The organism is Shewanella sp. AS16, from assembly GCF_021412365.1.
Classification (GTDB): Bacteria; Pseudomonadota; Gammaproteobacteria; order Enterobacterales; family Shewanellaceae; genus Shewanella; species Shewanella salipaludis.
Genome location: NZ_JAKCLK010000498.1, coordinates 1 through 255, shown reverse-complemented (window position 1 = coordinate 255; position 255 = coordinate 1). Strand labels below are relative to the sequence as shown.

1 rRNA gene is annotated in these 255 nt (G+C 48.6%); it reads right to left on the bottom strand.

The features are described from left to right. Nucleotides 1-188: 188 nt before the first annotated feature. Nucleotides 189-255 (bottom strand): 16S ribosomal RNA (locus LZP73_RS21260); the annotation flags it as partial.

Genomic DNA, 255 nt, shown 5'->3' with positions numbered 1-255 from the left:
CCTTATCAGGGGTGCGCTCTAACCAGCTGAGCTACAGACCCATCTTTGATAAACCCGCTTAACCAGGCCCATCGTTACTCTTTCTTCTATCAAGCAAATCTGTGTGAACACTCAAAAGGTACACGGATGTACCGAATGTCGAAAATGCAGGAGCATTTTTCGACCAAGCATCGAGTTAGTCGTATAGGTAAGGAGGTGATCCAGCCCCAGGTTCCCCTAGGGCTACCTTGTTACGACTTCACCCCAGTCATGAAC